This window comes from Chryseobacterium sp. RR2-3-20, from assembly GCF_017808115.1.
GTDB classification, from domain to species: domain Bacteria; phylum Bacteroidota; class Bacteroidia; order Flavobacteriales; family Weeksellaceae; genus Chryseobacterium; species Chryseobacterium oryzae.
Genome location: NZ_JADQBD010000089.1, coordinates 1 through 9156 on the forward strand (window position 1 = coordinate 1; position 9156 = coordinate 9156).

At 33.0% G+C, this 9156-nt stretch carries 6 protein-coding genes; 2 read left to right on the forward strand and 4 right to left on the reverse strand.

Going from position 1 to position 9156, the window contains the following annotated elements; all coding sequences use genetic code 11:
- The first annotated feature begins 229 nt into the window (after window positions 1–229).
- On the forward strand, window positions 230–2008 hold the full coding sequence (locus IV513_RS14080) for a long-chain fatty acid--CoA ligase (protein ID WP_209391194.1): 1779 nt from the start codon (window positions 230–232) through the stop codon (window positions 2006–2008).
- A gap of 162 nt (window positions 2009–2170) precedes the next feature.
- Here IV513_RS14080 and IV513_RS14085 read toward each other — a convergent pair whose 3' ends face one another.
- A complete protein-coding gene (locus IV513_RS14085; protein ID WP_209391195.1) occupies window positions 2171–2947 on the reverse strand; it encodes a zinc ribbon domain-containing protein in 777 nt (258 codons plus the stop codon).
- A 2-nt stretch (window positions 2948–2949) separates the two neighbouring features.
- Entirely contained in the window at window positions 2950–4047 is a 1098-nt protein-coding gene (locus IV513_RS14090; RefSeq protein WP_209391196.1) for a Nif3-like dinuclear metal center hexameric protein, read from the reverse strand.
- A 57-nt stretch (window positions 4048–4104) separates the two neighbouring features.
- Between IV513_RS14090 and IV513_RS14095 the strand changes: the two genes are divergently transcribed.
- Window positions 4105–4932 (forward strand): ion transporter, encoded by an 828-nt coding sequence (locus tag IV513_RS14095; RefSeq protein WP_209391197.1) that lies wholly within the window; start codon window positions 4105–4107, stop codon window positions 4930–4932.
- A 311-nt stretch (window positions 4933–5243) separates the two neighbouring features.
- On the opposite strand, the gene IV513_RS14100 is transcribed toward IV513_RS14095, so the two are convergent.
- Both IV513_RS14100 and IV513_RS14105 read right to left on the reverse strand, forming a co-directional pair.
- Window positions 5244–5489, reverse strand: coding sequence for a hypothetical protein (locus IV513_RS14100; protein ID WP_209391198.1), 246 nt, complete (start codon window positions 5487–5489; stop codon window positions 5244–5246).
- An 88-nt stretch (window positions 5490–5577) separates the two neighbouring features.
- A complete protein-coding gene (locus IV513_RS14105) occupies window positions 5578–9057 on the reverse strand; it encodes a lamin tail domain-containing protein (protein ID WP_209391199.1) in 3480 nt (1159 codons plus the stop codon).
- Window positions 9058–9156 lie beyond the last annotated feature (99 nt).

Below are 9156 nucleotides of genomic sequence, written 5' to 3' on the forward strand. Positions count from 1 at the left end.
TTCTGTCCCAAAATGTGCTGAAAAACTGAATAAATTCATATCTAATTGTTTGATTACTACAAATATACAAAAGTTATGATAAATTACGGATATTCATTTTAAAATTAGATTAAAATTAAATCTAACAAGATATTATGGCATACATTTTATTAATTTATCAAATCATTAGATAAAATTTCATTATTAAAAAAAATGCTTATATTTAAATTTCTAACTATATAATACCATTATGTCTATAAAAAGATTATTCGATATACCCTATTATGCTCTGCAAAACTTGCCTAAAAACGATATGTTTGTAACAAAATATCAGGGCGAGTGGAAAAAAACTTCTACGCTGGAGTTTATCAATCAGGGGAATAAGATTTCCAGAGGGCTTTTAAAACTGGGTATAAAACCGGGAGATAAAATTGCTCTTATTACTACAAATTCTCGCACAGAATGGGCAATTATGGATTTGGGGCTTTCGCAAATTGGTGTTGTATCCGTACCTGTTTACCCAAGCATTTCATCGGAGGATTACGAATTTATCTTCAGCAATGCAGAAGTAAAATACTGTTTTGTTTCGGACAAAGAATTACTCGACAAAGTGATGAAAATTAAACATCAGGTACCGAGTTTACAGGGGATATTTACATTCGATAATATTAACGGAGCTGCTAATTGGAAAGAAATTCTGGATTTAGGGGAAGATGATTCTACTCAAATTGAAGTAGAAGACTTGTCTAAAGCTATTAATCCAGACCAGATTGCAACCATTATTTACACTTCCGGAACTACAGGCAGACCCAAAGGAGTAATGTTGAGCCATGAAAATATTGTTTCTAATCTTCTAGGATGTCTGCCCAGAATCCCCAAAAAGAAAAATCTCGATTATAAAGACACCAGAGTTCTGAGTTTTTTACCCATCTGCCATATTTTTGAACGTTTGTTGTTCTATCTGTTTCAGTATCATGGTTTTTCTGTGTATTTCGCCGAAAGCATCGAAAAAATGGGTGAAAATGTAAAAGAGGTTAAACCCCATTACATGAGTGTTGTACCCAGATTAATAGAAAAGGTTTATGATAAAATTTACAATACCGGTTCTAGCGCAGGAGGATTAAAAGAGAAAATATTCTTCTGGGCTTTAAATTTAATTCAGAAAAAGAAAGAAATTTCAAAACCATCGGGATTGGCTGAAATTATTGCAGACAAATTGGTTTTTAAAAAATGGAGAGAAGGATTAGGTGGCGAAATCATTACCTTAGTGTCGGGATCTGCAGCTCTTTCTACAAGACTGAATTTAATGTTTCAAAATGCAGGAATTCCTATTTTGGAAGGATATGGGCTAACTGAAACTTCTCCTGTAATATCTGTAAACTCTTTTCAACAGATGAAAGTAGGAACCGTAGGACATCCTTTGGATAATTTAACGGTGAAAATTCAGGAAGACGGCGAAATTACCGTAAAAGGACCTTCTGTTTTTAAAGGATATTTTAAAAATGAAGAAATGACCAAAGAGGCATTCACCAGCGACGGATTCTTTAAAACCGGAGACATCGGACATATTGACAGCGAAGGTTTCCTCCAGATAACAGACCGAAAAAAGGAAATGTTTAAAACTTCTGGCGGAAAATATATTGCTCCTCAAACCATAGAAAATTTAGCCAAAGGTTCTAAGTTTATTGAGCAGATTATGGTAGTTGGCGATGGTGAAAAAATGCCAACAGCACTCATTCAGCCTGACTTTGAATTTGCTAAAAACTGGGCAGCCAGAAATAATTTAAATTTGGGAACCACACCTAAAGAAATCGCAAAAAGCCCAGAACTGAAAGCCAGAATTGAAAAAGAAGTAGATAAAATTAACGAACATCTGGGTAATTGGGAAAAAATTAAAAAAATTGAATTAACACCAGAAGTTTGGAGTATAGAAAGCGGACTTATTACGCCTACGCTTAAACTTAAACGAAAAGCAATTAAAGAAAAATTCATCGATCTTTACAATAAAATGTATGACCATAAAGAATAAAAATTTCTTTCAACAAGCTAAAGCCGATTCAAAATATTTGAATCGGCTTTTATTTGATTATACCTTATTAAAGAAGTAAACCATAAAGATTAAAATGATTTTGCATAAAAATAAAAAAGACCGAAAAATAAATTTCCGGTCTTGTATTTTTAGAATATCTAATTAGAATTTAATAACAGAATTCATTTTTTCTGTTTCTTCCATTACCAACTCATCATCTACTAAGATTTTTCCTGAATGCTCGTCGATGATAATTTTCTTTCTCTGAGCGATTTCCATCTGTTTTTGAGGCGGAATGGTGAAGAATGATCCTTTTGGAGCACCTCTTTCTAATCCTACAACCGCTAAACCTGTAGAAGAGTTACTTCTGATTCTGTTGTAAGAAGCTAATAATCTTTCGTCGATTTTAGACGCAAATTCTTTAGATTTTTCGATTAGGTATTCTTCTTCTTTTTGAGTTTCAGAAATTAAACCTTCCAATTCTTCTTTTTTGAATTTAAGATGGTTTTTAAGATCGCTGATTTTATTATTCAGTTCTGCTAAAGTTTCTTCTTTGTGCCCAATTTTTGCACCAAATTCTTTAATTCTCTTTTCAGAAAGCTGAATCTCCAGTTCCTGATATTCTATTTCTTTACCTAAAGCTTCAAACTCTTTATTGTTCCTTACATTATCCTGTTGAGATTTGTATTTATCAATAAGATTTTTTGCGTGGCTGATAACTTCGTTTTTTGTATTGATCTGATCGTTCTGATCTTTGATCTCTGCATGAAATTTCTCTGCTCTTGTTTCAAGACCTTCAATCTCAATTTCAAGATCTTCCACTTCGATCGGCAATTCTCCTCTTGTGTTACGGATTTCATCCAATCTTGAATCGATGATTTGAAGATCATACAAAGCTCTTAATTTTTCTTCGACTGAAATTTCGGTGGTTTTTGCCATATCTAAAGGAAATAATTTACTGGGTTTGTTTTTTCACTAGATTTTAAGATTGCAAATGTACTAATTTTTTGTGATAAAATTTCAAATATTTGTTCTGCAACCCACTGTTCAGATTCATAATGTCCTACATCGCAAATTAATATCTTAGATTCTGCCTGAAAATAATCGTGATATTTAAGATCTCCGGTGATGAAAGCGTCACAGTTATTGCCCAAAGCAGATTTTATAGCACTTGCTCCGGAACCACCCAAAACCCCTACTTTTTTAATTTTTTTTCCAGTAAAATCTGAATGTTTAATGATATCAACTTTAAACTTATCTTTTATAAACTTCAAGAAATCCTTCTCTTCCATTTCATTTTCAAACTCACCATACATTCCTAAACCTGAATACTGATTTTGGTTATCCAAACTATAAATCTGATGTGCCACTTCCTCATAAGGATGGGCTTTTTTCATCGCTGAAACGATTTGGTTTTGTTTATAGGACTCAAAAATTACCGAAATCATCTTTTCTTCTGCATCTTCCCTATTGTTGAGTTGCCCAGAAAAAGGTGTAGAACCTTCCATCGGTCTGAAAGTTCCTTTTCCTTCGATGGTAAAACTGCATTCATCATAAAACCCTATATTCCCGGCTCCTGCCGCAAAAAGTGCTTCTTTTACATCTTCAGAATAGTCATTAGGAACAAAAACGGTAAGCTGTTTTAAATTATTTTTTTTAGGCTGAAGAATCTTTAAATTTCTCAAACCCAACTGATTGCAAATTCTTGCATTTACTCCAAAAAAATCATTATCTAAAGCAGTATGAATTGCATAAATAGCAATTTTATTTTCTATAGCTTTTAAGACTGCTTTTTCTACATAATTTTTTCCTGTAATAGATTTTAAACCAGAAAATATAATGGGATGAAAGCAAACAACAAGATTACAGTTTTTATCGATAGCCTCGTCAATTACTTTTTCTAATGCATCATGACAAACCAAAATTCCGCTTACATTGCGGCTGGGAAGTCCGCATAAAAGTCCTACATTATCAAAATCTTCCGCTTGTGGAATAGCAATCTGCGATTCTATGATAGAAATTACCTCTTTTATTGTCATTTTATTCTGTATGTTTGTCACGAAATTAGTTATAATTTAGTTAAACAAAAAACACTCATGGAAAGAGAACACAATCTAATTCCCGAAGATAAACTTTGGAAAAGGTTTTTGTATCGGGTGATTTACCGTTCGGATACCCGGCTGGGAAAACTTTTTGATGTTGTGCTTCTTGTTCTTATCCTATTAAGTACAGCCATCATCATGATGGAAAGTATCCCGAAGTTCGACAAAAAATTTCACAATTACTTTGTTATTACAGAATGGATAATTTCTATTTTTTTCAGTGCAGAATATTTTCTGAGAATTGCAGTTATAAAAAATAAAAAAAATTATATTTTCAGCTTTTTTGGTATTATAGATTTTCTTGCATTAGTACCTTTTTATCTTAGTTTTTTCTTTCCGATTACGAAGTATTTTTTAATTTTCAGAATGTTGAGAATGCTTAGAGTATTCAGAATTTTCAATCTTTTGGATTTTATGGATGACGGATACCTCATCGTAAGAGCTCTTAAAAACAGTTCAAGAAAAATTTATATTTTCCTTTTATTTCTCATCATTTTCTCTGTAATTGTAGGTTCACTCATGTTTATGGTGGAAGGAGGAAGATCCGGGTTTGAAACCATACCGCAATCTATTTATTGGGCAGTAGTAACGGTAACAACAGTAGGTTATGGTGATGTGTCTCCTATAACACCCATGGGAAAATTTTTTGCTGTTATTCTCATGCTTGCTGGTTATTCTATCATTGCAGTTCCCACAGGAATTGTGACTGCAGAAATGAGAAGCAAAAGACAAAACTTAGAAAAGGTCTGCGAACGTTGTGGGAATGAAGATATTGATGACGATGCACGCTACTGCAAACAGTGTGGCAAGAAATTGGCTTAAGAATAAGTATTAATTCAAAAACCACCAAAATCATGGAACCACAAACAAGAAACAAACCTAACAGTTTAGTACTTATCTTATTTGCTTTAGTTATATTAATGATTGTTATTTACTTTGTACTTGTAATGTTTTTCCCAACAGTTTTCGAACATATGAGTACAGGAGAAATTCAACCTGTGAAACCTAATAGATAATTTTTTTAATCTGAGTTTTGGAATTTGTTATTACTCCCTGAACTCAGTTTATTTAAATTTCAAAACAAAAAACTCCCAAAAAATTGGGAGTTTTCTTTATGTAAATTGAATATTGAATTATTCCGTAATCTTCGTTTTCTTTTTCATCGAAACTCCGACTGCAATAACCAATCCAATAATAAAAAGTACCGGAATATAGTCGTCTATTGGAGCAACTTTAGGATCTCCTGGGTTACTAGGAAATTCGTCAGCATCAGCAGGATCATTCTGAGTCTCGTACACATAAGGATTGTTCGAATCATTTTGTTGCGCAAAGGCAAAATTTGAAACGGCAAACAATGCGACTAGTATTATCTTTTTCATAACTTAATTTATTTTATAAAGAATTTTGTACAATTATTTCTATAAAAGAGATTGACAATATCTCAGTTATATTATTGCTGTACTTCTTTTATTTAATAATTTTTTTAGTGTATTCTTTTCCTTGAGATACTGCTTTTACAAGGTAAACCCCTTTTGCATTTAAAGAAATTCTAATTTCTTTTGCTCCTCCATTTAAAGTCTGAATTTGTCTTCCAGAAGCATCGTAAATAGTCACGCTGTCTATATTTTTATCGTTTCTCACAAAGAAATCTTCTCCATTTCTGTATACTTCGAAAGCATCTTTTGTAACTTCAGAAGTAGACAATACTCCCAGTTTGTATACAATCTCAAATCTATTGGAGTTTTCTCCAAGGTTTGCTGCAAAAGAATAACTACCATTCTGAAGATCTGTATAAGTACCCATTGCTTTATCGTGAAGATAAACTGCCTGTCCGTTATTGAAAAGACCCTCTTTCTGTATTAAAGCAATAGTAAAGTTTCCATTTTCGAAATGCTTCGTTCCAACAGGAACCACATCATTAATATTAAACGTTTCTCTACCCTGAATGATAAGTTTCTGTGCATCTGCTACAGTATAAAAACCATCGGATCCCATTGCAATTGCTTTAGAATCAAAAGCATCATAAGAGTTAGAGGCAGCTGGAGAGTAAGTAACCGCTAAAGTATTATTAGTACCGTAAGATGAGCTTAATCTCAACCAATATTTACCAACCCCAGCATTATTGTTTTTGTTAAAGAAAGTACCTGTAGATGCCACTCTCAAACTATTATCAAAATTCAATGATGTATTATTTGATAAATTAGGCATTAATCTTACAAAGAACCCTTGTCCAATTTTTGCCACATTCCCAGAAGGATTTATAGAACCAACATTAGGAGATGCTACAAAAGTTCCTGATGTTCCGGAAGTTGCTGACGCATTATAAGTTGCATACCCATAATTGTTTGTTGTTCCTCCAGATTGCGTAGTTACAGATGCACTGGTATTATCCCAAAAATAGAATGTACTGGTAATTTTGCTTGCGTTTAAAGCATACAATGCATCTAAATTTAAATCTGACGGGTAAGGGTTTCCTACCAAATTATATCTGTTTCCTCCATTAGATAATGCAAAAGTTTGCGTTCCGTTATTTGGCACCCCAGTGAAAGTAACAATATGATTGCTAGGAACATCTGGAGTTTTAATAGAGTAACCTTTACCAAAAACAGAAGTTGTAGATCCTGCATTAACAAAGTAATCTGTTGGGGTATCATATTCTGTAATAAAATCTGGAGTAAGTGAACCATAGATCACATTTAAATCTTGACCAACTACCGGAGAAGACCAAAATGCATATTTACCCACATCACTATTTCCATTTTTCAAAACTTTAAAATTACCTGTTCCTGAATATATTGAATTTACATCCTGGAAAAAATTCGAATTATCATTTACAACAATACTTCCATTGTTAATGACATTATTTGCGTTTACTGATGTGTTAACTGTTAAAGTTTTTCCATTATAAACATATAAGTCTTTAACAGGAACTAAATTTGGTTCATTATAATTACCTGTAATATAAACATCTGTTGTAGCAGATGGTGTACCAGCCCAAGCCGAGCCATTCCAAACCACTAAATTTGGATCTGTAATATTTGCAGGTGAAGATGTATTTCTAGGATTAGGAGTCGTCGCAGGTGTATCAAAGTCATTTGCATTATCACGAGTATCCGTTGCTCCTCCATTTTTTCTGAATACCGCAGTGGTGTTACTTGGTGCAACGGTAGTGTTAGTTCCTAATTTATCATTTGCTGATCCGAAACCAACGAAATCTATTATACTTAAATCTGTAGAACCACTTGGTTGAGTACTACTATTTGTCAGTGCAACTTTTCCAGAAGTAGCAGATAAATTTATTACTCCAGTTAAATCTGCTGTAAAGTCTGTAGTTCCACCATTACCAGCTGCTTCTTTAATCAAATAGTATTGCCCCGGAAGCAAAGTAACATTTGGTAAAGATGTGAAAGCTGTATTATTTGCATTACTAAATGAACCTGAGGAGGCATAATATAAATAATACCCATTTAAACTAACAGGTTTGTTACTTTTATTATAAAGTTCTATAAAATCATTTTTGTATAATGCACCAGAGTTACCTCCACCACCATAAATTTGACTAATTACAACAGGAGAAGTTACATATCCTTTTACCAAAATAGGTTGAATAAAACTTCCAGTAATATATTCATTATAAGTACCTATACCAAAATTTGATTTCAGTCTTACGTAAATAGTTTGATTACTAACCGTACCATTTACCTGCGATAAATTAATACTATTACTAAAACTATTACCTGTAGTTGTAGAAATCTCATAATGCGTTGGCGCTGTTATAATGATATCGCTACCCAAGTTGTTTCCGCTAATTGTAAAACTTTGCTCTGTAGAAGGACCATTATCCTTCAGATAATTAAATCCTGATAAAGAATTTGTACTTGTATTAACAATTGGAACGGGAGCCGTAACATTACCACTCAATGTTACTGTTTTATCTGCAGCACCATTACTTCCTAGTATGGCAACATCTAAATAACTGCCTACTGGCAAACCTGCTTTTAATTTTGCATAAATTATTTGGTTTATACTTCCTGCATTAGGAGCTAAAGACAATGATGTTGTATATGTTCCGTTGTTTGCAGTAGAAAATTCATAATTATTACTTAGCGTAATAATATCTAAATTATTGGTGAGATTACTTCCTGTCACGGTAAAGTTTTGAGAAAGCGAAGGACCATTTCCAACTTGATAAGTAAATCCTGATAAAGAAGTTGTATTACCTGTGCTTAAAGTAGGGCCCGTTGGTGCAGCTGTACCTTTAATCGCAATATCATCAACACACCATACTTCCGAATTGGTATTATTTATTGCAATTATCTTTATATAAACAGTTGTCCAAGCATCGGGAACATTAACAACAATTTTAGAAAATGCATCTGCACCAGTTTTAGTTTCTCCTCCATTCGCAATATTCGTTGAATAAGATTTCACTACTTGAGTTCCCGCATTTGCTGTTATGACACCACTACCAGCCATTCCCCATCTGATATTTCCGTAAGTACTTCCTGCAGCATTAATGAGAACATCTGGTGTTGAAGAAAAAGTAGATGTTTGCGAAACATAAATTTCCAACTTATCAATTGAAGAATCAATTCCATTTCCATTACTTGTGGAAATAGACGAATTCCAAACCTCAATATATTTCGAAGTATACCCAGAAACATCCACTCCATTCGAAATTAATGTAGAAGTATATGCTGCGGTAGAAGAAGAAGAAGAAGTTACAGATTGAAAGGATTTAGTACCTGTTTTTATACGATTAGCACTAGGATAACCTGTATTTGTACTTGAAACACTCCAACTTCCTTGATCAGATAAGGTCAATGTTGAACCATTATCTTCAGCTCCGTTAAAAGCTATTGTCGTCTGACCCCATCCCCAAACCGAGAAAAGAGCCATCAAAAATGCATAAAACATCCTCGATTTACATTGTAATTTTAAATTCATAATTATTTTTATGAATATCCGTAATTTATCATAACTTTTGTATATTTGTAGTAATCAAACAATTAGATATGAATTTATTCAGTTTTTCAGCACATTTTG